This window comes from Marinobacter sp. F4218 (genome assembly GCF_019443085.1).
Lineage (GTDB): Bacteria > Pseudomonadota > Gammaproteobacteria > Pseudomonadales > Oleiphilaceae > Marinobacter > Marinobacter albus.
This window is the reverse complement of record NZ_JAHZIL010000003.1, coordinates 1639345-1662759: the sequence shown is the minus strand read 5'-3', so window position 1 is coordinate 1662759 and position 23415 is coordinate 1639345. Positions and strand designations below refer to the sequence as shown.

The following is a 23415-nucleotide window of genomic DNA, read 5'->3' as shown; positions in this document are numbered from 1 at the left end:
TTGAGGCTTGACCCTCCAGCCCTTATCGTTCCCTACATCAAATTTACAGTCCGTTTGAAATTCAGTGACTTGGTTTCACCTTAACCGAAGAGGAAAGCGTACATGTTGGATGCCGGTATCAAGGAGCAATTGAAAGCCTACATGGAGAAACTGCAGCAGCCGATTGAGCTGGTGGCAGCCTACGATGACGGCGCAAAGTCCCAGGAGCTGAAGCAGTTGCTCGAGGAAATCGAGCCCATGTCCGACAAGATCAGCCTCCGGACCGAAGACGCTGACGACGTCCGTCGTCCGTCGTTCGCCATCAACCGTGCCGGCTCGGACATTGGCGTCCGGTTTGCGGGCATTCCCATGGGGCACGAGTTCACCTCCCTGGTATTGGCACTGCTGCAGGTCGGTGGTCATCCGTCCAAGGCCTCCCAGGAAGTGATCGAGCAGGTCCGGGAACTGGACGGTTCGTTCGAATTCGAGACCTATTTTTCCCTGTCCTGCCAGAACTGCCCGGATGTGGTCCAGGCCCTTAACCTGATGAGTGTGCTGAACCCGAACATCAAGCACACGGCCATCGATGGTGCCCTGTTCCAGGACGAAGTCGAACAGCGCGAGGTCATGGCGGTTCCCAGCGTTTACCTGAACGGTGAGGCGTGGGGGCAGGGCCGGATGACCCTGGAAGAGATCGTTGCCCGGCTGGACACCAGGTCCGACGAGAAAGAAGCCGAGAAGATCAACCAGAAGGACACCTTCGAGGTGCTGGTGATCGGCGGTGGCCCGGCCGGTTCGTCTGCGGCCATCTACGCTTCGCGCAAGGGCATCTCCACCGGTATCGCCGCCGAGCGCTTTGGCGGTCAGGTTGCGGATACCATGGGTATCGAGAACCTGATTTCCGTGCCCTACACCGAGGGCCCTAAACTGGTTGCCGCCATGGAGCAGCACGTCAAGGAATACGACGTCGACATCATGAACATGCAGCAGGCCGAGAAACTGATTCCGGCGGCCAGGCGGGGCCTGCCCCATGAGATCCGTCTGGCCAACGGGGCATCCCTGAAAGCCCGCACACTGGTGCTGTCCACCGGTGCCCGCTGGCGCCAGCTGGGCGTTCCGGGCGAGGAAGAATACCGGAACAAGGGCGTGGCCTACTGCCCGCACTGCGACGGCCCGCTGTTCAAGGGCAAGCGCGTTGCGGTCATTGGCGGCGGTAACTCCGGTGTGGAAGCGGCCATCGACCTCGCCGGTATCGTCGGTCACGTTACGCTGATCGAGTTTGGAGCCGAGATGCGCGCCGACGACGTCCTGCAGAAGAAACTTCGCAGCATGAAGAACGTGGAAATCATCACCTCCGGCCAGACCACCGAAATCACCGGTGAGAATGGCAGGGTGAGCGGCCTGAACTACAAGGATCGCACCACCGGTGAAGAGCACCACGTGGCCCTGGAAGGGGTGTTCGTCCAGATCGGGCTGGTGCCGAACACCGAGTGGCTGAAAGGCGATATCGAGCTGAGCCAGCATGGAGAGATCATCGTGAACGACCGCAACGAGACCTCCATTCCGGGTGTGTTCGCGGCTGGCGATGCCACCACCGTGCCCTACAAGCAGATCGTGATCTCCATGGGAGAGGGTTCAAAAGCGGCGCTGAGCGCGTTCGACTTCCTGATCCGTAACTCCGTGGAAGACGATGAGGACGAGGCCGCGTAAGGCTGCCTGTAAAGCGTCCTGATGATGAGAGTGAAAGGCACCGGAGCGATCCGGTGCCTTTTTTGTTGGCGCCTTGGCACTTGCTTGTTCGGAATCCCGGTTCCGGACCATGGTTACCGGCCGAGATCCGCTTCCAGGCTGGTACGCGCCGCCGAGAGGCTGTCCTGACCGAACAGGTGTGGGTATGCATCCTGGATGCCGGATACGATAAAGTTGTGGGGAACGTCGTCGAAAACGCCGTGATCGTTCACGTACTCCATGTGAGCCTCGCCTGAGTCGGTAAATTCCTGGAAGACGGAGTCGTGCAGGCCGTCGAATTCCAGCGGTTCCACGTTCATCAGTTCGCACAGCTGCCGGTTGAACGCCGGAGTGGCTTTCACCCAGCGCCCGTTCAGGTGCAGTTCAATAAAACCGTGCATCCGGAAGATGTCAGACTGCAGCCACTCGATCAGCTTTGGGCTGGACAGGTGGTTGCGGACATCCGCCAGGCCAAGCCGGCTGGGAATGCCGATGGCGCGGGCGGCCGCGCCCAACAGGACTGCTTTCGGAATGCAGTAGCTTTCGCCGCTGGTCAGCGCGTGGCTGGCACTGAAGGTTTCCGGGTCGGTACGGAACACGTAGGGGTTGTAGCTGACGCCGTCCCGCACCGCGAGGTACAGCGCCTTGATCTGTTCCACCGGATGCTCGGGTACGCCTTCCAACTGGGCGGCTATCCAGGCTTTGAGCTCGGGCTGGTCATAGTCAAAGAAGGCGCTGGGCTGGAGATAGGCATCCATAAGTGTCATCCGGATTGGGGCATCAGGGCCCAATCCTCGCCAATTAGCAAGCTACAGGCAATGACGATATCCACCACAATCAATGCCGAAAACGTTCAGGGCCGGCCGCGCGTTTATCCCCGGACCAGCTCGTAGGCACAGATGTTGACCGAGGTGGCGAGATTCAGGGACTCAATGTCTCCGCGTCCCTGGATAGTGTAGGGCGCGGCCTTCAGTTGATCGAGAGCTTCCCGGGGCACTCCCCGGGCCTCGTTACCGAACAGGTAGCAGTCGTGCTGGCGGAACGCCGTTGACGTCAGCGCTGAGCCATTCAGGTCCAGGCAGGCAATGCGGGCATAATGATTGCCCAGTTCGGCCAGGGCAACGTCGGTGGCGATGGGAACATGGAACAGGGCACCCATGCTCGCGCGCACCACTTTCGGGTTGTAGGGGTCGACGCTGCCGGGGCTGAGCAGGCAGCGAAAGCCACCAAACCAGGCCAGGGTCCGCAAAATGGTGCCGAGGTTGCCCGGATCCTGGACTTCGTACAGGTAGATTGCTTTTTCCCCCGGCGCCGGTGAGACCCGGCCGGGGTCCGGCGTGGGCATGGGGACCACCGCCAGAATTCCTTGCGGGGTCCGGGTGTCGGCCAGTTGTGCCATTTGACGTTCGCTGACCAGATGCGTCCTGAACGGGCTCTGCCAGTGTGCGTAGGCGTCGGTAACGTAGAGCTCGGCTGCCTCAAGCGCGGGTTGGCTGCTGGCGGCCTTTTGCAGCTCCAGCACCAGATGCTCACCCTCGACCAGGTAATGCCCGAAGGCCTGGCGGTATTTTTTCTGGTGCAGTTTCCTGATGTCGTTCAAGTTCACGATGGTCGCCCGCTAGTGCCCGTGAGATCGTCCCGAGCCGGCCCGGCTCAAGGTGCACCGATTGTACGTGCGCCGGACGCCGTTGTCAGGATTTTGCCGGGCGTTGGCGCGCCACGTACAATAGGTCACTGGTTTCTTCCCTACTGATGAGTTCCTATGGCCCGATCCAAAAGCAGCAACCGCTGGCTCGAAGAGCACGTGAACGACCCCTTCGTGAAACAGGCGCAGGTGGACGGCTATCGCTCCCGGGCCAGCTACAAACTTCTGGAGATCAACAAGAAGGACCGCCTGATTCATCCCAACATGGTGGTGATGGATCTGGGCTCGGCCCCGGGCGGCTGGTCCCAGGTTGCGGCCAAACTGGTGGGCCACAAGGGCCGGGTCATCGCCTCCGACATCCTGCCCATGGATCCGGTCGCCGGGGTGGAATTCATTCAGGGTGACTTTACCGAGAACGAGGTATTCGATCAGATCATGGCGACCCTGGGCGATACCCCGGTGGATGTAGTGATTTCCGACATGGCCCCGAACATCAGTGGCGTGACGGTGGCGGACCAGGCCTCGTCCATGTACCTGGTGGAACTGGCGCTGGATATGGCGTGCCAGGTGCTCAAGCCCAAGGGCAGCTTCCTGGCCAAGGTGTTTCAGGGCGAAGGTTACGACGAGTACCTGAAATCAGTCCGGGCGGTCTTCGACAAGGTCGTAGTGCGCAAGCCGGATTCGTCCCGTGCCCGTTCCCGGGAAGTCTACCTGCTCGGCAAGGGATTCAAAGGCTGAGATCCGGCCTTCAGGCTGCGTCGAATCCCTGCATGACATTAACGGCATTGACGCCAATGGCTTCCACGTCATAACCGCCCTCCATGGTGAACACTGTCGGCAGGCCCAGGGCTCCGAGTCGCCGGCCCAGACTCAGGTAGTCCTCCGATCTCAGCTTGAAGAAAGAGATCGGGTCGTCCTCGAAGGTGTCGACGCCGAGAGCGACGACCAGCGCATCCGGCCGGAACCCGGCGATCCGCTCGCAGGCCGTTTCCAGGCCCTGGCTCCAGATGGCATAGGGGGTGCCGGGCGGGTACACCAGGTTGAGATTGAAGCCCTCGCCCTCGCCTTCGCCGGTTTCATCCTCGAAGCCCAGAAAGTGCGGAAACACCAGGTCCGGGTCACCGTGCAGACTGATGGTAAGCACATCGCTGCGATCGTAGAAAATGGCCTGGGTGCCGTTGCCATGATGAAAGTCGACGTCAAGGATGGCCACCTGCTCGGCGCCCTGATCCCGGAACGCCTGGGCGACGATGGCGGCGTTGTTGAAGAAACAGTACCCACCGAAAAGATCGGCGTGGGCATGATGCCCCGGAGGCCGGCACAGGGCGAACGCGGCCCGCTCCCCTCCGGCCACCAGTTTCTGTGCCGTGAGTGCGACGTTTGCCGAGGCCCGGGCTGCCTCCCAGGTACCGTCGGAAATGGAGGTTTCGGCCGCAAAGCTGTAGTAGCCGAGGCGGCCATCAATGTCCTTTGGAACCCTGGCCCGCATGCCACGCCCGCACCAGACCGCCGGGATGGCTTCCCCGGGTTTGTCCGCGGCGATCCAGTCCGCCCAGCAACTCTCCAGGAAGGCAACATAGTCCTCGCTGTGCACCCGCTTGACCGGATCCAGCCCGAATTCCTCCGGTTCCAGAACCTCTCCGAGGGCCTGCGCTTTGACCCGGGCCAAGATGGTTTCTGCCCGGGACGGCTTTTCGTGGGGCGCAATCAGAATCCCGCCATCCAGTTCGGTTTTGACGGCGCGACGGCTGTGCAGGGGAGAGAAGACGGTTTTCATAGGCTGGGTGTTCCCGGGTGAATGGCCCCTGACTGTGGCACAGGGCGGAATATGGCTCAAATCCGACATTCGGATCCCGACCGCTCAGCCCGGCGCTTTTTAATCCCGGGCATGTCGGCTAAAGTCAGGAAATCCCGTTGTTCACGGACTATCATCCAGTCCCCCCCCGGAAGAAGAGGATCGCATCATGGGAAATGACCGTCGTTTCGGCCCGATTGGCCATCACGGCTGAGTTGGCTGCCATGCTCTATCCGCTGTCGACGCTGGCCCTCGGCCCGATCCTGATCGGGCAGGGCCATTATGTTCGCCGGGTGACGCCGCGTCTGCCAGAGCCGGAAGGAGAGCGGGACGGCGTGATCGGCGCCGGCCCCGAACTCCGGCTGCTGATTGTCGGTGATTCCGCGGCGGCGGGAGTCGGGGTGCCCAGCCAGAGTGAGGCACTGGCGGGTCGGCTGGCGGCGCAGCTCGGGCGGCGATTCCGGCTGCAGTGGCGATTGCTGGCGGAGACCGGTCGGACATCCGGGGATGTGGTCCGGGCGCTGGCCCAGGAGCCGGAAGCCCGTTTTGATGTGGCGCTGGTGTCCATCGGCGTGAACGACGTCACCGGCCGGACACGTGATCGGCAATGGCTGAAACACCTGGACGAGTTGTCCGGTCAGCTGGCCGAACGTTTTTTCGTGAGCCATACCCTGTTCACGGCCATTCCGCCCATGCACCTGTTTCCGGCGCTGCCCCAGCCCCTGCGCTGGTACCTGGGTCTGCGCGCCCGGCAACTCAACGGGTTGCTGGAAGATTTCTGCCGCCACCGGGCCGGCACCCGGTTCCTGTCGGTGGGCTTTCCCCCCGAACCCGGCTACATGGCAGCCGATGGTTTTCACCCCGGCGCGGATGCCTACCGGGTCTGGGCCGAGCATTCGGCCACGGTTATATGTGAACTGACTCAAACAACGGCCCCGTAAGACTGGTCCGGCCAGTTCCCACCTTCGCCCGCCTGGGCTATCTTGATTCCAGATGCGTGATCGGAACAACAACGAGGGAGTCGATAGGCCGCTTATGAATGAGCAACATTTTGATGTCCTGATTATTGGCGCCGGTGTATCCGGAATCGGAATGGCCTGCCACCTCAGTCGGGAGTGCCCGGGCAAGTCCTTTGCCATTCTCGAGCGCCGCCAGTCCCTGGGAGGAACCTGGGACCTGTTCCGTTACCCCGGTATCCGGTCCGATTCCGACATGTTCACCTTCGGCTACAACTTCCGGCCCTGGGTGGGTGGCAAGGTGCTGGCGGATGGCGCGTCGATCAAGCAATACGTGCAGGAAACCGCACAGGAACACGATGTCGAACGCCACATCCGGTACGGCCTGGCGGTGAAAGCCGCGGACTGGTCCAGTGTCGACAAATGCTGGCGGGTCACCGCCGAAACCGAAGCCACCGGCGAGACCGGGACCTACACCGCGAATTTCCTGATCGGCTGTACCGGCTATTACAACTATGACCACGGCTACAAGCCCGATTTCCCGGGTGAAGACGAGTTCAAGGGCCAGATGGTGCATCCCCAGTACTGGCCCGAAGACCTGGACTACGCTGGCAAGAAGATCGTGGTCATTGGCAGTGGTGCCACAGCCATTACGCTGGTGCCGACGCTGGCGGAGCAGGCCGGCCACGTGACCATGCTCCAGCGGTCCCCGACCTATCTCATGCCCCTGCCGTCCACCGATAAGCTGGCCCTGGGCCTGCAGAAAATTCTGCCGGATTCGTTGGCCTACAAGCTGACCCGGGCCCGCAATGTGGCGATCTCCCGCTTCCTGTACCTGCGATCCCGCAAGAGTCCCAGGCTCATGCGCCGGATGTTCCTGGGGATCATCAAGCGTCAGCTGAATGGTGAAGCCGACATGCGGCATTTCACCCCCGATTACGATCCCTGGGACCAGCGCCTGTGTGTCGTGAAAGACGGCGATCTGTTCACCGCCCTGAAGACCGGCAAAGCCAGCATCGCCACGGATCACATCGACCGCTTCACCGAAACCGGAATTCGCCTGAAATCCGGCGAGGAACTGGAGGCGGATATCATCGTTCCGGCCACCGGCCTGGAGATCCAGATGCTGGGCGGCATCAAGCCGACGGTGGATGGCCAGGCGGTGGTGATGAAGGACAAGGTCATCTACAAGAATGTGATGGTCGAGGGCATGCCCAACGCCGGCCTGATCTTTGGCTACACCAACATCTCCTGGACCCTGAAAGTGGACATTGCCGCCGAGTACCTGTGTCGGCTGATGAACCTGATGGACAAGCGGGGCTACCGGGTGGTGATGGCCCGCGATACCGAGAACAGCCGGGGTGAGGACACCATCCTCGGTTCGCTCAACGCCGGTTACGTGAAGCGAGCCGCAGACAAACTGCCCCGCCAGGGCACCCACGGCCCGTGGAAGGCCTCCCAAAACTATCTGGAGGACGTGAAGATCCTCCGATTCGAGCCCATCGAGGACGGTGTCCTGGAGTTCGACGGCAAGCGGACCCATGCCAGCGTCGGGGAATCGGGCGGGTTCCTGAAACCGTTGCGGTCTGCATTGTTCGGATCCTGACCGGTCCGGACGCCGAGCCGACGACGCCCGCCCCGGGTTTTACTCAGAGCCGAGGTAGCTGGACTGGACGCTACGCCAGTCCTCGGACTCGGTCATGCGCAGAATCTGCTGGGAGACCTTTGCCCTGAGGGGGCGACCTTCGGGCAGTGCCAGCGCATAGAGCTGCTCGGCGAAAATCCCGGGCAGAATCGTCAGTCGCTGCGGCCCGAGTTGCTGGTTCCGGTACTGCAGCAGTGCGCGATCGTAGACGATGGCATCGGTGTCGCCCTCGGCCACTGACACCATGGCGGAGGTCAGGTCCGGATACGTCTGGTAACGGATCCGCTGCCCCTCCAGATAGCGCTGACTGGCCGTGTTGTTAATGGTGGCAACGACCTTGCCGGGCAGGTCATCGGCACCCTGGATGCCGGTGCGCAGGTTACTGACGGTCAGCGACGAGGTGATGGCTGCGGTGAAACTGGCCACCATGATCAAACCGGCAAACATCCAGACCAGGGCGATCAGCCGGCCGGCAAAGGACACCGGCGCCTTGTCACCATAGCCCACCGTGGTCATGGTTACCGCGGCCCACCAGAAACTCGAGCCAATGCCCTGGGCGGCGGTACCGCCGAACTGCTCCGGGTTACGCCGCCGTTCCACCAGCCAGAGCACAAAGCCCACGGCCAGCAGCAGGGCGCCGAGGGCCAGGATCACACTGACGAACTGCCAGCTGATCAGCGCCTTCAGGCTGGCAAACAGGCTTTGCTCCGGTTGCGGCGGGACTGCGATCGACAGCCCGGTCTGGTAGAACGGGTGACTGAAGTCGAAGCGCGCCTCGCGGTCGGCGGTCATGGTCAGGGCGCCAACGGCGACGTCGATCTCGCCATTTTCGGTGGCGCTCAGTAAGTCACTGAAGGCCATGGGCACCCACTCGAATTCCCGCTCCATTCCCGCCGCCACGGTTCGCCAGAGGTCAATGCTGATGCCTTCCCACCGACCGTCCTCGGTTTGCATGACGAACGGTGGCACCTCGGTGATGCCCACTTTCAGGGATGGATCGGCGGCATGAACCTGGCCGGCGGTTGCGAGGGCGAGCAGAAAAACACAGGACAGAATCCGTTTGAGCATAGTAGCTGGCGACCGTTGCCGATCGCGCTCCCTTGTGAAAACTGGGTGGACGTTTGTGCCGTTAATTGAACGCTGCCTGAATAACGTCCCGGTAATTGCGAATGCGCTGCACGTAGTGCACTGGCTCGTAGCCGCGGGCATAGCCATAGCGTGTGCTGGGGTAGTAGCGCTTGTCCGCTTTCAGCGGCAAAACCTCCGACATATCCTGCCAGGAGTCGGGATTCTTGTTCAGTGACCGGGCCAACTGCCGGGCATCGAGCAGGTGCCCGCGACCGATATTGTAGCTGGCCAGGGCTAGGAAGGTGCGGTCCGGTTCGGGGATCGTCTCGGGCAGACGGCGATGCCGGTCCGCCAGGTAGCGCGCGCCGCCGTCGATGGCCGCGTAAGGGTCAAGGCGATTGTTCACGCCAAGGGATTCCGCGGTGCGCTGGGTCAACATCATGATGCCACGGACACCGGTAGGGGATTTGGCGTCCGGATCCCAATGGGACTCCTGGTACGACAGTGCTGCCAGCAGATCCGCGGGCATGCCGGTCTTGGCTTCAGCCTCCCGGAATTCGTCGATGAATTCGGGAAGGCGGTCCTCAATGCGCCGGTTCAGGGCGCGGAGATCCACGAAATCGAAATCGCCGATGTAGGCGTAGTAGAGGTCTTCCATGCGGCCAATGGCCTCGTCGCCCTCGACGCTGTTCATCCATTCCCTGGCATCCGACGCCAGATCATCCGATCCCGTTGGCAGGTACCAGCCGAGATTCTGGCCGGTGGTCAGGTTCATGGCCACTTCCAGGTGGGGGAAGTGACGGCGCATAACCTGAACGATGTTGGAATCGGCCACGGTACAGCCGATGTCCCGATCGGCGACAGCCGACAGAATGACCTCGGTGGTTCGGTTGGCGTCTTCGGTGAACTCCAGGCCTGCGTACTGGCTTTTCAGCCTGGTCAGGGTTTCAACATAACTGGAATCCGCGGTGACTACGATCTCCGTACCGGGGAGATTCTCGGGCTGCCGGGGCAGAGGGCGGGCATCACGGTGGCACACCAGCTGTTCGGTAATTTCGGTATGGGCCGGGCCGCGGCTGAAGCGTTCGTCCCGGGATGGCAGGTGTGTCAGGCCGGCAGCGGCAAGATGGGTCGTTCCGGCGTTGAGTGAATCCAGGACTTCGCTGGTCGAATCCAGCATGGTCCATTCCACTTCCCAGCCGCGGGCCTTGGCGTAATCGCTGATCAGCGCGTATTCCGGTCCCACCGGATTCTCATGCCGGTCCAGGTAATAGGTGGTCGAACCGTTTCGGGTGGCGACCTTCAGAACGCCGGATTCGGTGGGTGGCTTGAGCTCCGCTGCCGCGGTCGGGCTGGTCGCGTTACTGCTGCTATCGCTGCAGCCGGCCAACAGCAGCGGGAGAATGAGGGTGCTGAACGAGAACTTCCATCGAACCATGACGACGACTCTCTTTCTTTGTGACTTCTACGTAAAAATACGTACTTATCTCCAGTGATACTACTTAATCAACGAGTTGGATGCATGAACCTTGATTTTTTCGTCAGATCCGACAGGGTGTCCACCGGGCTCAGGGAGCTGAAGGCCGTCAGTCAGATGCTTCGACAGGAACAGGAGAGGCTGGAGCAGAGCGCCAGGGCCCATGGCCTGTTGTAGTGGTCTAGTATTGGTTGTGCCCTCCATTGAAAGGACGCTCGATATGAAGACGCTCAGGTTGTTTGCCATTGCCCTGTTCACCCTTGCCACCTCGGGCCTGGTTCATGCCGCCGATGGTCTGATAGCGGTCAAGAGCAGCTACAGTGTGCCGGCCACGGCAGACAAGCTGGTGGCAGCGCTGGAGGAAAAGGGCATGACGGTGATGAACCGGGTCGACCATGCGGCCGGCGCGGAAGCCGCCGGCTCCTACCTGAGGCCGACCCAGCTGGTCATCTTTGGCAACCCGAAAGTGGGTACGCCGCTGATGCGGTGCGCACAAAGTGTGGCCGCGGACCTGCCACAGAAGGCGGTGATCTGGGAGGATGAAGACGGGCAGGTCTGGCTCGGCTACAACGATCCCGCCTATCTCAAGGCCCGGCATGGCATTGAAGGCTGTGACGAGGTGCTGGCAAATATCTCCAGGGCACTGGCCAGCTTCGCCGAGGCGGCAACGCGCTGACTCGGAACCGCTTCAATCGCTGTGAAAAGTACGGTTACGGAAAACCCGTACCAAACGATGTATGGGTGTGTCAGGCTGCACACCTGTCATCCGGTTTGGTCTTTCGGTAGTTCTCGGCCGGTCATTCTCTCTGTTGTAGGTGACTGTAGTATGGCCTCTCGCAGCAAGGCGGCCAGGCGCCCCCTCTGGCATCCGGCGTTCTGGGGATCCTGGTTTCTGGTATTCGTTCTCTGGTTGTTTTCGTTTCTTCCCATGTCTGCCAAGCAGCGCTTCGGCAAGTCGTTGGGTCGATTCCTGGCTCATAAACTCAAATCCCGGGCCAGGGTAGCCGACGCAAACCTCTCTGCCTGCATGCCGGAACTGGACGATGTCGAGCGTGGCCAGCTGGTCGAGGACACGTTTGTCGCGTCGGCCCGGGGATTTCTGGAAAGCACCCATGCCTGGTGGCGGGATATGGCACCGTACTGTGAGAGTGCCTCGGTTCTCGGTATCGAGCATCTTGAGGAGGCCAAGCAACGGGGCAACGGGGTGCTGCTCATTGGCGGCCACTACAGCATTTTTGACTTCGCGTTGCCGCTGATTGCCTGCCAGCTCGACAAGCCGGGCTACATGTACCGCCCCAACAACAACCCGGTCATCGACCGGATGATCGAACGTGGCCGCCGGCGGCATTTCAACATTCAACCCTTTACCAAGCGCGAGCTGCGGCCAATGTTGTCGTTCCTGAAAGAGGGCGGCCAGGTCTGGTTCGCCTGTGACCAGGACTTCGGCAAGAAATCGGAAGTGTTCGTACCCTTTTTCGGCGTCAACGCCGGCTGCATCACCTCGCCCAGCTATATCGCACGGCAGTCCGGAGCGTCGATCATCTGCGTCAGTCACCTGCGCATGCCCGATGGCAGTTACCGGGTGGAGTTTTCGCCAATTCAGGAAGAATTTGGTGATGATACCCAGAAGGATGCGGAGATCTGGAATGGCTTCATCGAGGACACCATTCGGGAACAGCCGGACCAGTACCTGTGGCTGCACAAGCGTTTCAAGAGCCGTCCGGAAGGTGTCGCGAGCGTTTATTGAACCTCTTCCGATGTGGTATTGCCGTCCTGCTGATCGCCATCGGATTGATTTGACCGTTGCCCGAATTTGTCCAGGCTCCGAGCGAGGGTGGCGTGAGAAAGTTGCCCCATGTGCGAATCCACCAGTTGGCCGTCGGCGTTGTAGAACAGGGTAGTGGGCAATCCGTGGCTACCTGAGGCGCGGGCCAGCTGGCCAGCTTTGTCCAGATAGACGTTGTTTACCTCCAGCTGCTGATCGGCCAGGAACTCCCGGATGGTGCCGGGATGCTCGCGCTGGTTGGCAAATACGTAAACCACATCGGAATCGCGCTCCTGTGCCTGCTGAAGAACCGGCATTTCCCGGATGCAGGGCGGGCACCAGGTCGCCCACAGGTTGACCACCATGGGTTTGCCCTTCGCCAGATCCGGGAGTGGGCTGGGCTCCCCATCCAGAGCGGTAAGCGCCACCTCCGGTATCCCCCGGGCCTGTTGCTCGATCAGGGCAATGGTGGCAGTGGTGCCGGCCCAGAACAGGGCGCCCGTCGCTACGGCAACTGTCAGGGCTCGGCGAAGCGCCTGTCGGCGCCAGAGCAGGTAGAGCGTCATCGCCAGGGCCCCGATCACGCCCCAGACCGCATCAAATCCGCCATCCCGGATATCGATGATCCCGAGCAGGTCATTCCGGTAGTGTTCGAAGTACTCACCCACAAAGCCGAGTCGGGCAGCGATCATGGCGCCGAGGAAGATATCGGCAACCGGACCTGCCACCGGCACGCCGTACCGCCGTCCCATAAGGCCGCCCACCAGCAGGGCCAGGAGCAGGGCGACAAGCACCGAAAGATGGCCGATGGACAGGCTCATGGGGCCCACGCTTATACTGGTCATGAAAACTCCGGTCGGGAATGAGAGGTGTCTGTGACGGTCCGCCGGCCCCTGAGTTCCCGGCCGACCGTTAACAAATACCTATGGCGAACTCGCCGGGCCTCTGTTACTGTGCCCGCATCCTGCCTCTAGGGATTCCGCTTTTTCCGGCCGTACGCCGACTTGCGAACCATCCATACGACCTGTCAGAGGACGTCACCCCGTAAACGGCGCGTGACCGTAGTCGTCTTTTATTCCATGAATTGTCATGGCATCTGCCCGCATTCGCCCAGAACCGGTGTTCGTGGAGGCAGAACAATCAAGAGTTGATCCTATATGAGTTTTTCTTCACTCGGTTTGTCCGAGCAGCTGGTCCGTGCCACGTCCGATCAGGGTTACGATACCCCTTCGCCCATCCAGGCCCAGGCCATTCCCGCGGTCCTGTCCGGCAAGGACGTGATGGCGGCGGCCCAGACCGGCACCGGCAAAACCGCCGGCTTCACCCTGCCGCTATTGCAGCGTCTGGGTGAAAAGCCGCGCACCGGCAAGGGCCCTCGTGCCCTGATCCTGGCGCCGACCCGGGAGCTGGCGGCGCAGGTGCACGACAGTGTGAACCTGTACAGCAAGTACATTCCAACCAAGGCGGCTGTGGTCTTCGGCGGGGTGAAAATCAATCCGCAGATGATGAAGCTGCGCAAGGGCCTGGACGTGCTGGTGGCGACACCGGGACGACTGATGGACCTGTACCAGCAGAATGCGGTGCGCTTTGACGAGGTCGAGATCCTGGTGCTGGACGAAGCCGACCGGATGCTGGACATGGGCTTCATTCGCGATATCCGCAAGATTCTTGCGCTGTTGCCGGCCAAGCGCCAGAACCTGCTGTTCTCCGCGACTTTCTCCAACGAGATTCGTACCCTGGCCCAGGGGCTGCTGGACAACCCGGTTCAAGTCGAAGTGGCGGCCCGAAACACCACCGCCGAGAAGGTGAAACAGTCGGTTTATCCGGTGGACCAGAGCCAGAAAACGGCGCTGCTGAGCAAACTGGTTCGTGACAACGACTGGGAGCAGGTGCTGGTCTTTACCCGCACCAAGCACGGTGCCAATCGCCTGACCCAGAAACTGGAGCGGGACGGAATCACCGCCGCCGCGATTCACGGCAATAAATCCCAGGGCGCCCGTACCCGCGCGCTCAGTGAGTTCAAGCAGGGTGACATCCGGGTGCTGGTGGCGACCGACATCGCCGCCCGCGGACTGGACATCAAGCAGCTGCCGCAGGTGGTGAACTTCGAACTGCCGAATGTACCGGAAGACTACGTGCACCGCATCGGCCGTACCGGCCGCGCCGGAGAGAGCGGCCATGCCCTGTCACTGGTCAGTGCCGATGAGGGCAAGTTGCTCGCGGGCATTGAAAAACTGATCAAGAAGCAGTTGCCGCGCAAGTCGGTGGAAGGGTTCGAGCCGAACAACAATCTGCCCCTGAAGCCGAAAGCCAAGGCTGACCCGAGCAAGGCTCGCGGCCGTAATGGCCGGCCTGGGGGTAAGCCCCGCAGTGCCGGTGCCAAGCCGGACGGACGCAGTGGCAGCCGTAGCCAGAATGGCGGTGGCCAGCGAGGGCGGTCGGGTCAGCGTCAGAGTGCCTGAAGCCGGTTTATACCCCTGAAAAGGCGGAGCAGTTGCTCCGCCTTTTTGCGTTTGCGAGATAAAAAAGCAGGGCCCGAAGGCCCCGCACAGGAAGCGCACCTTCCGCCAGCCCACAGACCATGGAGGCAAACGGAAGACACGGGGATCAGAATTTGTAGGAAACACCGACCATGTAGACCCAGGGGTCGATTTCCACATCGAGTTTCCCTGTGGTGATTTTGCTGCCGTCGGCGGCGTACACCCCGATGTCAGCGTCGGTATCGATGTCGACCCACCACACGGCTGCGTTCAGGCCGATATTATCCGTCAGCATGTAGTCCAGACCCACCTCGGCCGCCAGCCCAAAACTGTCGTCCAGCGTGAGGTCGGTGCGGTCCACGGTTCCCGCAGGCGTTCCCAGGGTAGCCTGGGCGACGGCATCCACGGTATCTGTCAGCGTTTGCGTTGTCTTCTCTTCAAAGAAATTCGTGTAGTTCACCCCGGCGCCAACGTACGGCTGGAACTTGCTGCTGCTCGGCATCGGGAAGAACTGGAACGTCAGTGTCGGTGGCAGGTGCTTGGTTTCTCCGAGTTTGCCGGTACCGCCCAGGATGCCATCACCCTTGATGTCGTGGTTGAACGGGGTCGAGGCGAGAAGACCCAAACCGAAGTGGTCGCCGAGCATGTACGTGAAAGTGAGCCCCAGCTGGGTATCGGATTCGACCTTGACCTTGGCGCCCGGAATAACCTCGAGACCCGGCAGGTCGGTTCTCAGGCTGTTGCTGGACGAATCCGGATCCACCGTTGCGACCCCGGCACGGCCGATAAAATCGCCGGCCTCGTAGGCATTGGCAAGGGGGGCCGCGGCCAGAATCGCGCTGGCCAGAACACTGAGCTTGAACGTACGGGACATTTCGATCTCCTTAACCTGAAAGTGTGATGGGTTCAGGTTAATGACCGAGGAGATTGGAAAGTTGATTTGGCGCAAGATTCGCCGGCGAACCGGCCCGCTTCATTCAGTGCTTTGATGTAACTCAAAAAGAGCGCAGGTGTGGGGCTTGTGCCAATGGTCAGGCGGAGTTTTTTCTGCTTCCGCTTCGGCTGACAGGCAGGGACTCCTCGGGCACGAATACGTCCCGGACCGTTAGTGGCTGGCCGTCAGCGTCCTGGACTTCCACCGGGTGGATGGGGCGGCCCTTGGCCCGGTCCCGGAGATCCAGCGGCGGCTCATCGGGCGCAGGGTTCCATTTGTCGCCCCACTGACGCAGGGCAATCACCACGGGGAACAGGTCCCGGCCCTTTTCGGTAAGTCGGTATTCAAAGCGTGAGCCGTGCTCGCCAACATCGACCTTGCTCAGGACACGATTGTCCACCAGCCGGGCGAGACGGTCACACAGGATGTTCTTGGCAATGCCCAGTTCCTGCTGGAAGTCGACAAAGCGCCGGGTGCCGTACATGGCGTGCAGCACAATCAGCAGTGACCACCAGTCACCCACTTCATTGAGGGCGCGGGCGACGGAGCAGTTGGAATCATCAAAACGTTTTCTGGCCATGTCAGGGAGTGTACCGAATAGGGTTGCATTTTAAAACCAGATTGAATAGGGTTGCTTTACGAAACCAAATTGATGAGGTCGCTACGCTTTTCCTTACCTCATCGCCAGTCAGCTTCTTTAAGCGAGGAGTGTTCTTCCATGACCATGAATCTTGGCCCCCTTTTCGAACCGTTTGAGCTTCACAACCTGAAGCTGCGCAACCGCGTGGCCATGGCGCCCATGACCCGTAACTTCTCGCCGGGCAATGTCCCCAACGAGGACGTGGTCAGTTATTACCGTCGCCGCGCGGAAAATGGCGTTGGCCTGCTGATTACCGAAGGCACCACCGTGAACCACGCTGGCGCCAATGGCTACCCGAATGTCCCGGCGTTTCATGGCGACGATGCCCTGGGCGGCTGGAAGCAGGTTGTGGATGCCGTGCATGAAGCGGGCGGTGCCATTTTCCCGCAGCTCTGGCACGTGGGCGCCGTGCGCAAGGAAGGAACCGAACCGGATCCCTCGGTCCCGGGTTACAGCCCATCTGGGCTGTTTGCCCCTGGCAAGCCCAACGGCAAGGCCATGACCAAGGATGACATCGACGATGTGATCAAGGCGTTTGCGGATGCCGCCCAGGATGCCAAGGGGCTTGGTTTTGACGGCGTGGAGATTCACGGTGCCCACGGTTACCTGCTGGACCAGTTCCTCTGGGAAGGCACCAACCAGCGGGACGACGAATACGGCGGCAGCATGGAAAATCGTCTGCGGTTCGTGGTCGAGATCGTTGAAGCGGTGCGTCATCGCGTCGGCCCGGATTTCCCGATCATGCTGCGTTTCTCCCAGTGGAAGCAGCAGGATTACGAGGCGAAGCTGGTCCACAGCCCGGAAGAACTCGAGGCCTTTCTGGCACCGCTGGTCGAGGCCGGAGTCGACATCTTCCATGCCTCCACCCGCCGTTTCTGGGAGCCGGAGTTCGAGGGTTCCAACCTGAACCTGGCCGGCTGGACCCAGAAACTGTCCGGCAAGCCGACTATGTCCGTCGGCAGTGTCGGACTGACTGAGGACTTCATCAGCGGCACCTTTGCCAGCAAGAAGGAGGCGGTGGAACAGGCCGGCATCGACGAACTGGTTGAGCGCATGAACAACCGAGAGTTTGAACTGATTGCCGTGGGCCGTGCCCTGCTGCAGGACCCGGAGTGGCTGGTGAAAGTCAAGGAAGGACGGATTGGCGAGGTAGAGCCGTTCGCCAGGAAATCACTGGCCAAGCTGTACTGAGATTGTGTACCCCTTCAGCCCCGGTTGATCCGGGGCTTTTTTATGCCTGCCGGTTGTGCACCTGTCTGATCCGTAATCGCGTTCACCGGCAGATCCACTATCATGGGACCTATCGTTCATTGGAAGGGAGTTAAAGGATGTTCAACTCAGCCGTTCTTAAGATGACCGCCCTGGTGGCCATACTGACCCTGGCCGGGTGTGCCACGGTCGGCCAGGATTTCGCGACCCACAACGTCGACGAAATCACCATCGGAGAGACTACCCGCTCCGACATCGAGGCGTTGTTCGGAGAGCCCTGGCGCACCGGCGTCGAGGACGGCAAGCGGACCTGGACTTACGGCAAGTATCGCTGGTCGGCGTTCGGTGATGCCGAAACCACCGATCTGGTGGTGCGATTCAATGCCGACGGCACTGTCTCATCGTACGTCTACAACACCACCGAGTAAGCATCTGTCGGGCCTGGTCTCCGGCATTTTCGGACACCAGGCCGCACCTTCCGCCTAGCCTCGCAGGCCACTCACCAGTTTGTCGATGCTGTCCTTGGCGTCGCCAAACAGCATCCGCGCGTTGTCCTTGAAGAACAGCGGGTTTTCCACCCCGGAGTAACCGGTGGCCATGCCCCGTTTCAGGATCACCACCTGATGGGATTTCCAGACCTCCAGCACCGGCATGCCGGCAATCGGGCTACCCGGGTCCTCCGCCGCGGCCGGGTTTACCGTGTCGTTGGCACCGATAACCAGCACCACGTCGGTGTCCGGGAAATCGTCGTTGATTTCGTCCATCTCCAGAACGATGTCATAAGGCACATGGGCCTCGGCCAGCAGGACGTTCATGTGGCCGGGCAGGCGACCCGCCACCGGGTGAATGCCAAAGCGGACGTTGACGCCCCGTTCCCGGAGCAGTTTGGTCATGTCGCTGACGCCGCTCTGGGCCTGGGCCACCGCCATGCCGTAGCCTGGAACGATGATCACGGACTCGGCATTGCGCAGCTCCTCGCACACCTCGTCAACGGTGGTTTCGTGCACCGACTGGTCGGAGTCGGCTGCGGCCGAGCTGCTGCTGGTCTGGCCAAAGCCGCCGAGGATGACGCTGATGAACGACCGGTTCATGGCCTTGCACATGATGTAACTCAGGATGGCACCGCTGCTGCCGACCAGGGCACCGGTCACGATCAGCAGGTCGTTGCCCAGCATGAAGCCGATGGACGCCGCTGCCCAGCCGGAGTAGCTGTTGAGCATGGACACCACCACCGGCATGTCGGCCCCGCCGATGGCCATGATCAGGTGAATGCCCAGGACACAGGCGATCAGGGTCATCAGTACCAGGGCGATCAGCCCCAGGGCCAGACTCTCGGTGCCCAGGAACCAAGCCCCCAGCAGCACCGAGACAACCACCGCTGCCAGGTTCATCAGGTGCCGGCCGGGCAGGGTCAGGGCCTTGCTGTCGATGCGACCGTCAAGCTTGCCGCAGGCCACCAGTGACCCGGTGAAGGTGATGGCACCGATGAATATGCCGACAAAGATCTCCACCAGCTTGATGGTGTGTTCGGTGCCCACGGTGACCTTAAGCGGTTCAATGTAGCCGGCAAAGCCGACGAAGACCGCCGCCAGGCCCACGAAACTGTGCAGCAGGGCCACCAGCTGTGGCATCTGGGTCATTTCCACCTTGTTGGCAATGGCGATGCCCACGCTGGCGCCAACCAGGACCGCAATCACAATGGCGATCAGACCGCCGCCGCTGACATTGGCCACCGTGGCAATCAGGGCAATAAGGATCCCGGCGACGCCATAGAGATTTCCGCGCCGGGCCGATTCCTGATGGCTCAGGCCACCGAGGCTGAGGATGAACAACACGCTGGCCACCACATAGGCCACACTGACGAGTCCTGTACTCATGGTGGTCGACTCCTACTTGCGGAACATTTTGAGCATACGGTGGGTGACCCGGAAGCCGCCCCCCACGTTGATGCTGGCGATCAGCACCGCGACAAACGCCATGATCCCGACCGCGACACTCTCGGCCTGGGCCAGATGCAGCATGGCCCCGATCACGATGATGCCGCTGATGGCGTTAGTGACGCTCATCAGCGGGGTGTGCAGCGACGGGGTGACGTTCCAGATGACCTGCCAGCCGATGAAGCAGGCCAGTACGAACACCGTGAAATGACGGAGGAAGCTTTCCGGGGCGTGGGCGCCGACCCCGTAGAGGGCCGCTACCGTCACCAGAAGCAAGACGCCCTTGCCGATCAGGCTGCGTCGGGCCGATTCCTTGCGCGCCGCTTCCTTCTGTTCCGCCGAGGGTTCCTCGGTTCCGGGTGCGGGTTTCGGACTGACCGGAGCCTCGGGTTGGGGGGGGGGCCAGGTCACATCCCCGCCATGCACCACGGTCAGGCCGCGGATGACGTCGTCTTCCATGTTGACCTGGGGTTCGCCGTTTTTCTCGGGGGTCAGCTCGGTCAGCAGGTGAAACAGGTTGGTGGCATACAGGTCACTGGCTACTTTGGCCATCCGGCTTGGCAGGTCGGTGTAGCCGATCACGGTCACGCCGTGCTGTTCCACGACCTGCCCCGGCTCGGTCAGCTCGCAGTTGCCACCGCGTTCGGAAGCGAGGTCGACAATGACACTGCCGGGCTTCATGGATTTGACCATGTCTGCCGTGATCAGCCTGGGTGCCGGCTTGCCCGGGATCAGGGCGGTGGTGATGATGATGTCCACCTCTTTGGCCTGTTCCGCGAACAGTGCCATCTCCGCCTTGATGAACTCGTCGCTCATCTGCTTGGCGTAGCCGCCAGCACCGCTGCCCTCTTCTTCGCCGAAGTCCAGCTCCAGGAATTCGGCGCCCATGCTCTCGATCTGTTCCTTCACTTCCAGCCGGGTGTCAAAGGCACGGACCACCGCGCCCAGGCTGTTGGCGGCACCCACGGCCGCCAGCCCGGCAACACCGGCGCCGATCACCATAACCTTGGCCGGCGGCACCTTGCCCGCGGCGGTGACCTGCCCGGTGAAGAACCGCCCGAAATGATTGGCCGCCTCGATCACCGCCCGATAGCCGGCGATGTTGGCCATAGCGCTCAGGGCATCCATCTTCTGCGCCCGGCTGATTCGCGGCAGGCTGTCGATGGCAAACGCGGTAATGTTTCGTGCCGCCAACTTCTCCAGCAGCTTGGGGTTCTGGGCCGGCCAGATGTAGCTGGCGAGAAAAGCGCCTTCTTTCATCAGGTCGACTTCGTGGGCTCCCAGGGAGGGGTTTTCAATCGGAGCCCGAACCTTCAGGATGAAATCAGCCTCCTGCCACAGCGAGCGGGTATCCACCGCAATGCTGGCCCCCACAGCCTCGTAGGCTGCGTCCCGGTAGTGAGCGGCCTCGCCGGCACCGGCCTCGACAATGACCTCGTAACCCAGATCGATCAGCTTGTGAGCCGACGGCGGGGTCACCGCCACCCGCCGCTCGTCGGTGAAAATCTCTTTCGGGATGCCCAGTTTCATAATGCGTGTGCCCTCCGGCTGAACCAAGTATCTGATATACAGACTAGTTCAACCTGAGAAACCTGCCCGTTTACAACGAAATGGGGTGATTACAGAAACGTCAGTTGTTGCTCGCAACCAGTTGCGCCAGCCGCTCGGGCGACAGGGAGTCCACCATCGCACCGCGAAACTGCCGGTTGATGAAGCGCTCGGTCTCGATTTGAATGCGCTCCCGCTGGGCCGGCTGATCAATGTAATCCATAGCCCGGAACAGGATGTAGCGGATGGTCATGTGGGAGATTTCATGAATGGTGTCCGGGGCAACCGCCTTGACCAGGTCCCGGTCAATGATGTCCTCGGCCATCTCACGCGCGCTGGCGTCCAACTGGGCTTCCAGGGCCCGCCGCAGGACAGGGGAAGGACCATGCAACTCCCGCACCGCCACGGTGGTCGCGGCCGGGTTGGCCAGGAAATAGTGGTACACGAAACTGACGGTGTCGTGGGCGGCCTGCTCGGACGTATCCGCCGTGCGCCGCAATTCACGCACCCCGGCCTTCATATCCTCGGCGATGTAGCCGAGCACGTTCAGCCCGAACTCGTCCAGGTTCCGGAAATGCCGGTAAAAGGTGTTCGGGTTCAACCCCGCTTCCCGCGCCAGCTCCCGCAGGCCCAGCGATGTCAGGCTCCGGCTCTGGGTGATCAGCCTAAGCGCGGCCTGCACGAGCTTCAGTTTGCCGCCTGTTAAAACACTCATGGTGTCCTGCCTTCGTTTGAGGGTAATTGGAGAAGGCATTCTGAAACTGTGCGGAGCCAAGGATGGCGGAGCTCAAGCGCCACATGGACGTGCTTGAGCGGGTTTCGGAATGTCTTCTCCAATTGCCCCTCCCCAAAAGGTATGACGAACAGGACAGTGGTTTGTCAGTCCGGGCCAACTCGCGGGTTTTGATCGAATCGGAGTATACGACTGTCTACCTTTCTGTGTATACGTGTGTCTACCGATCGTCACCATGACGCGATCGACAACAACAGACAAGGCCGCACAGGCCACAGGAACACGAGGTTGCCATGAGCCAGACAACGAAGATCGCCATCATTGGAACCGGGTTCTCCGGGTTGGGAGTGGGCATCAAACTCAAGGAAGCCGGCTACGACGATTTTGTCATTCTCGAACAGAGCGACGACGTCGGCGGTACCTGGCACGAAAACCATTACCCCGGTTGTGCCTGTGACGTGCAGTCGGCCCTGTACTCCTTTTCCTTCGAGCAGAACCCGAACTGGAGCCGGATGTTCGCCCGCCAGCAGGAAATCAAGGAGTACCTGCGCGGGTGTGCCGAAAAGTACGGCCTGATGGACCACATTCGCCTGAACACCCACGTTGCCGGTGCCCGCTACGATGAAAAACATGCCCAATGGACCGTGGAAACCTGCGACAGTCCCCGACTCTGGGCCTACATGCAGGACAAGGGACTGAAGCCGGGAGACTCGCTGGACCGAAGCGACAAGACCCTGCCGACTTTTGAGCGCTTCAAGGCTGATATCGTGGTTTCCGGGATGGGCGGACTGAGCACGCCGGCCTATCCGGGCATCAAGGGCATTGAAACCTTCACCGGCAAGAGCTTTCACTCCCAGGACTGGGATCACGGTTACGACCTCCGGGGCAAGCGCGTGGCGGTGATCGGTACCGGTGCCTCCGCCATCCAGTTCGTGCCGGAAGTGGCGAAGGAAGCGGCCCGGCTGGATCTGTACCAGCGCACGCCGCCGTGGATCATGCCCAAGCCGGACCGGGAGATCCGCCCTCTGGAGAAAACGATGTTCCGCCGGTTCCCGCAAACCCTCAACGCCTTACGAAAGAGCATCTACTGGATGCTGGAAGCCCGGGTGCTGGGCTTTGTGGGCAACCCGCGCATCCTCAAACTGGGGGAACTGCAGGCCCGCCGGCACATCCGTAACCAGATCAAGGACAGGGAGCTGCGCCGGAAGGTCACGCCGGACTTTCACTTTGGCTGCAAGCGGGTGCTCATCTCCAACAACTATTACCCGGCGCTGGTCCAGGACCACGTAAATGTGCTGACCGATGGCATTCGGGAAGTGCGCGGCAATGTAATTGTGGACGGCGAGGGCAGCGAGCGGGAAGTCGACTGCATCATCTACGGTACCGGGTTCAAGGCCCAGGATCCGATTCCCGCCGGCATGGTCCATGGCCGCAACGGCCAGGATCTGCTGGAGGCCTGGAAGGAGGGCGCTGAGGCCTACAAGGGCAGTGCGATCACCGGTTTTCCGAACTTTTTTATGCTGATGGGGCCCAATACCGGGCTGGGCCACAGCTCGATGGTGTACATGATCGAATCCCAGATCCAGTACATCCTGGACGCCGTGAAACAGATGGACCGGCATGGCTGGCGCAGCGTTGAGGTCAAAGAGGAGGCGTTCAGCCAGTACAACGCCTCGGTGCACGCCAAACTGGGTGATTCCGTCTGGCAGACTGGCTGCAAGAGCTGGTATGTCAACGAGAACGGCAAGAACACCACGCTCTGGCCGGGCTTCACCTGGCAGTTCCGGAATCAGACCCGCCGGTTCGATGCTGCGCAGTATCGCTGTGAGCAAACGCAGTCGGAGCTGGACAGGCAGGGCGTGGCGCTTGCCTGATC

The 23415-nt window shown here is 61.2% G+C and carries 22 protein-coding genes; 11 read left to right on the top strand and 11 right to left on the bottom strand.

Features of this window, described 5'->3' with window-relative positions; genetic code table 11:
* Nucleotides 1-102 precede the first annotated feature (102 nt).
* Nucleotides 103-1689: an alkyl hydroperoxide reductase subunit F gene (gene ahpF, locus K0B93_RS11665; protein ID WP_219867372.1), complete on the top strand. Its 1587-nt coding sequence runs from the start codon at nucleotides 103-105 to the stop codon at nucleotides 1687-1689.
* Between the two features lie 113 nt (nucleotides 1690-1802).
* Here the strand turns inward: ahpF and K0B93_RS11660 are convergent, their stop codons facing one another.
* Together K0B93_RS11660 and K0B93_RS11655 are read right to left on the bottom strand one after the other, a co-directional pair.
* A complete protein-coding gene (locus tag K0B93_RS11660; RefSeq protein WP_219867371.1) occupies nucleotides 1803-2465 on the bottom strand; it encodes a transglutaminase-like domain-containing protein in 663 nt (220 codons plus the stop codon).
* 113 nt (nucleotides 2466-2578) lie between these two features.
* A complete protein-coding gene (locus tag K0B93_RS11655; RefSeq protein WP_219867370.1) occupies nucleotides 2579-3313 on the bottom strand; it encodes a TrmH family RNA methyltransferase in 735 nt (244 codons plus the stop codon).
* Between the two features lie 156 nt (nucleotides 3314-3469).
* Between K0B93_RS11655 and rlmE the strand changes: the two genes are divergently transcribed.
* Nucleotides 3470-4090: a 23S rRNA (uridine(2552)-2'-O)-methyltransferase RlmE gene (gene rlmE, locus K0B93_RS11650; protein ID WP_219867369.1), complete on the top strand. Its 621-nt coding sequence runs from the start codon at nucleotides 3470-3472 to the stop codon at nucleotides 4088-4090.
* 10 nt (nucleotides 4091-4100) lie between these two features.
* Here rlmE and K0B93_RS11645 read toward each other — a convergent pair whose 3' ends face one another.
* On the bottom strand, nucleotides 4101-5129 hold the full coding sequence (locus K0B93_RS11645; RefSeq protein ID WP_219867368.1) for a histone deacetylase family protein: 1029 nt from the start codon (nucleotides 5127-5129) through the stop codon (nucleotides 4101-4103).
* A gap of 194 nt (nucleotides 5130-5323) precedes the next feature.
* Between K0B93_RS11645 and K0B93_RS11640 the strand changes: the two genes are divergently transcribed.
* The gene (locus K0B93_RS11640; protein WP_228743360.1) at nucleotides 5324-6088 is read left to right on the top strand and encodes an SGNH/GDSL hydrolase family protein; all 765 of its coding nucleotides are present in this window, start codon (nucleotides 5324-5326) and stop codon (nucleotides 6086-6088) included.
* Nucleotides 6089-6182: 94 nt separating this feature from the next.
* Entirely contained in the window at nucleotides 6183-7709 is a 1527-nt protein-coding gene (locus tag K0B93_RS11635) for a flavin-containing monooxygenase (RefSeq protein WP_219867367.1), read from the top strand.
* Nucleotides 7710-7748: 39 nt separating this feature from the next.
* Here the strand turns inward: K0B93_RS11635 and K0B93_RS11630 are convergent, their stop codons facing one another.
* Nucleotides 7749-8816 carry a transporter substrate-binding domain-containing protein gene (locus K0B93_RS11630; RefSeq protein WP_219867366.1) on the bottom strand — a complete coding sequence of 356 codons (1068 nt, stop codon included), beginning with the start codon at nucleotides 8814-8816 and terminating at the stop codon, nucleotides 7749-7751.
* A 61-nt stretch (nucleotides 8817-8877) separates the two neighbouring features.
* Entirely contained in the window at nucleotides 8878-10254 is a 1377-nt protein-coding gene (gene mltF, locus K0B93_RS11625) for a membrane-bound lytic murein transglycosylase MltF (RefSeq protein ID WP_219867365.1), read from the bottom strand.
* 84 nt (nucleotides 10255-10338) lie between these two features.
* Here mltF and K0B93_RS19360 point away from each other — a divergent pair, with 84 nt between their 5' ends.
* From K0B93_RS19360 to K0B93_RS11610, 3 genes are all read left to right on the top strand, one after another.
* Nucleotides 10339-10470, top strand: a complete 132-nt coding sequence (locus tag K0B93_RS19360) for a hypothetical protein (protein WP_267460729.1) — start codon at nucleotides 10339-10341, stop codon at nucleotides 10468-10470.
* Between the two features lie 43 nt (nucleotides 10471-10513).
* Nucleotides 10514-10969: a DUF302 domain-containing protein gene (locus K0B93_RS11615; protein ID WP_219867364.1), complete on the top strand. Its 456-nt coding sequence runs from the start codon at nucleotides 10514-10516 to the stop codon at nucleotides 10967-10969.
* 150 nt (nucleotides 10970-11119) lie between these two features.
* Nucleotides 11120-12040: a lysophospholipid acyltransferase family protein gene (locus K0B93_RS11610; protein WP_219867363.1), complete on the top strand. Its 921-nt coding sequence runs from the start codon at nucleotides 11120-11122 to the stop codon at nucleotides 12038-12040.
* On the opposite strand, the gene K0B93_RS11605 is transcribed toward K0B93_RS11610, so the two are convergent.
* Entirely contained in the window at nucleotides 12034-12903 is an 870-nt protein-coding gene (locus K0B93_RS11605; protein WP_219867362.1) for a TlpA disulfide reductase family protein, read from the bottom strand. The two genes, K0B93_RS11610 and K0B93_RS11605, sit on opposite strands and share 7 nt — an antisense overlap.
* A 312-nt stretch (nucleotides 12904-13215) precedes the next feature.
* Between K0B93_RS11605 and K0B93_RS11600 the strand changes: the two genes are divergently transcribed.
* Complete coding sequence (locus tag K0B93_RS11600; RefSeq protein WP_219867361.1) at nucleotides 13216-14520, top strand: DEAD/DEAH box helicase; 1305 nt, start codon at nucleotides 13216-13218, stop codon at nucleotides 14518-14520.
* A gap of 145 nt (nucleotides 14521-14665) precedes the next feature.
* Here K0B93_RS11600 and K0B93_RS11595 read toward each other — a convergent pair whose 3' ends face one another.
* Together K0B93_RS11595 and K0B93_RS11590 are read right to left on the bottom strand one after the other, a co-directional pair.
* Nucleotides 14666-15412 carry an OmpW/AlkL family protein gene (locus K0B93_RS11595; protein ID WP_219867360.1) on the bottom strand — a complete coding sequence of 249 codons (747 nt, stop codon included), beginning with the start codon at nucleotides 15410-15412 and terminating at the stop codon, nucleotides 14666-14668.
* A 157-nt stretch (nucleotides 15413-15569) separates the two neighbouring features.
* Nucleotides 15570-16052: a winged helix-turn-helix transcriptional regulator gene (locus K0B93_RS11590; RefSeq protein WP_219867359.1), complete on the bottom strand. Its 483-nt coding sequence runs from the start codon at nucleotides 16050-16052 to the stop codon at nucleotides 15570-15572.
* 138 nt (nucleotides 16053-16190) lie between these two features.
* On the opposite strand from K0B93_RS11590, the gene K0B93_RS11585 reads away from it, so the two are divergent.
* Both K0B93_RS11585 and bamE read left to right on the top strand, forming a co-directional pair.
* Nucleotides 16191-17303, top strand: coding sequence for an NADH:flavin oxidoreductase (locus K0B93_RS11585; RefSeq protein WP_219867358.1), 1113 nt, complete (start codon nucleotides 16191-16193; stop codon nucleotides 17301-17303).
* A gap of 137 nt (nucleotides 17304-17440) precedes the next feature.
* Complete coding sequence (bamE, locus tag K0B93_RS11580; protein WP_219867357.1) at nucleotides 17441-17749, top strand: outer membrane protein assembly factor BamE domain-containing protein; 309 nt, start codon at nucleotides 17441-17443, stop codon at nucleotides 17747-17749.
* 54 nt (nucleotides 17750-17803) lie between these two features.
* On the opposite strand, the gene pntB is transcribed toward bamE, so the two are convergent.
* The 3 genes from pntB to K0B93_RS11565 all read right to left on the bottom strand — a co-directional run bounded on the left by pntB (nucleotide 17804) and on the right by K0B93_RS11565 (nucleotide 21521).
* Nucleotides 17804-19198 carry a Re/Si-specific NAD(P)(+) transhydrogenase subunit beta gene (pntB, locus tag K0B93_RS11575; RefSeq protein WP_219867356.1) on the bottom strand — a complete coding sequence of 465 codons (1395 nt, stop codon included), beginning with the start codon at nucleotides 19196-19198 and terminating at the stop codon, nucleotides 17804-17806.
* A gap of 12 nt (nucleotides 19199-19210) precedes the next feature.
* Entirely contained in the window at nucleotides 19211-20788 is a 1578-nt protein-coding gene (locus tag K0B93_RS11570; protein ID WP_219867355.1) for a Re/Si-specific NAD(P)(+) transhydrogenase subunit alpha, read from the bottom strand.
* A 100-nt stretch (nucleotides 20789-20888) separates the two neighbouring features.
* Nucleotides 20889-21521, bottom strand: coding sequence for a TetR family transcriptional regulator (locus K0B93_RS11565; protein ID WP_219867354.1), 633 nt, complete (start codon nucleotides 21519-21521; stop codon nucleotides 20889-20891).
* Nucleotides 21522-21832: 311 nt separating this feature from the next.
* On the opposite strand from K0B93_RS11565, the gene K0B93_RS11560 reads away from it, so the two are divergent.
* Nucleotides 21833-23413, top strand: coding sequence for a flavin-containing monooxygenase (locus tag K0B93_RS11560; RefSeq protein ID WP_219867353.1), 1581 nt, complete (start codon nucleotides 21833-21835; stop codon nucleotides 23411-23413).
* Nucleotides 23414-23415: the final 2 nt, after the last annotated feature.

Excerpts from the sequence above, each read along its gene's own strand:
- K0B93_RS11590 (WP_219867359.1), bottom strand. The coding sequence starts at position 16,052 with ATGGCCAGAAAACGTTTTGATGATTCCAACTGCTCCGTCGCCCGCGCC.
- K0B93_RS11565 (WP_219867354.1), bottom strand. The coding sequence starts at position 21,521 with ATGAGTGTTTTAACAGGCGGCAAACTGAAGCTCGTGCAGGCCGCGCTT.
- K0B93_RS11640 (WP_228743360.1), top strand. The coding sequence starts at position 5,324 with ATGACCGTCGTTTCGGCCCGATTGGCCATCACGGCTGAGTTGGCTGCC.
- K0B93_RS11570 (WP_219867355.1), bottom strand. The coding sequence starts at position 20,788 with ATGAAACTGGGCATCCCGAAAGAGATTTTCACCGACGAGCGGCGGGTG.
- K0B93_RS11645 (WP_219867368.1), bottom strand. The coding sequence starts at position 5,129 with ATGAAAACCGTCTTCTCTCCCCTGCACAGCCGTCGCGCCGTCAAAACC.
- pntB (WP_219867356.1), bottom strand. The coding sequence starts at position 19,198 with ATGAGTACAGGACTCGTCAGTGTGGCCTATGTGGTGGCCAGCGTGTTG.
- ahpF (WP_219867372.1), top strand. The coding sequence starts at position 103 with ATGTTGGATGCCGGTATCAAGGAGCAATTGAAAGCCTACATGGAGAAA.
- K0B93_RS11635 (WP_219867367.1), top strand. The coding sequence starts at position 6,183 with ATGAATGAGCAACATTTTGATGTCCTGATTATTGGCGCCGGTGTATCC.
- K0B93_RS11630 (WP_219867366.1), bottom strand. The coding sequence starts at position 8,816 with ATGCTCAAACGGATTCTGTCCTGTGTTTTTCTGCTCGCCCTCGCAACC.
- K0B93_RS11560 (WP_219867353.1), top strand. The coding sequence starts at position 21,833 with ATGAGCCAGACAACGAAGATCGCCATCATTGGAACCGGGTTCTCCGGG.
- K0B93_RS11610 (WP_219867363.1), top strand. The coding sequence starts at position 11,120 with ATGGCCTCTCGCAGCAAGGCGGCCAGGCGCCCCCTCTGGCATCCGGCG.
- K0B93_RS11600 (WP_219867361.1), top strand. The coding sequence starts at position 13,216 with ATGAGTTTTTCTTCACTCGGTTTGTCCGAGCAGCTGGTCCGTGCCACG.
- K0B93_RS11660 (WP_219867371.1), bottom strand. The coding sequence starts at position 2,465 with ATGGATGCCTATCTCCAGCCCAGCGCCTTCTTTGACTATGACCAGCCC.
- bamE (WP_219867357.1), top strand. The coding sequence starts at position 17,441 with ATGTTCAACTCAGCCGTTCTTAAGATGACCGCCCTGGTGGCCATACTG.
- mltF (WP_219867365.1), bottom strand. The coding sequence starts at position 10,254 with ATGGTTCGATGGAAGTTCTCGTTCAGCACCCTCATTCTCCCGCTGCTG.
- K0B93_RS11605 (WP_219867362.1), bottom strand. The coding sequence starts at position 12,903 with ATGACCAGTATAAGCGTGGGCCCCATGAGCCTGTCCATCGGCCATCTT.
- rlmE (WP_219867369.1), top strand. The coding sequence starts at position 3,470 with ATGGCCCGATCCAAAAGCAGCAACCGCTGGCTCGAAGAGCACGTGAAC.
- K0B93_RS11615 (WP_219867364.1), top strand. The coding sequence starts at position 10,514 with ATGAAGACGCTCAGGTTGTTTGCCATTGCCCTGTTCACCCTTGCCACC.
- K0B93_RS11595 (WP_219867360.1), bottom strand. The coding sequence starts at position 15,412 with ATGTCCCGTACGTTCAAGCTCAGTGTTCTGGCCAGCGCGATTCTGGCC.
- K0B93_RS19360 (WP_267460729.1), top strand. The coding sequence starts at position 10,339 with ATGAACCTTGATTTTTTCGTCAGATCCGACAGGGTGTCCACCGGGCTC.
- K0B93_RS11585 (WP_219867358.1), top strand. The coding sequence starts at position 16,191 with ATGACCATGAATCTTGGCCCCCTTTTCGAACCGTTTGAGCTTCACAAC.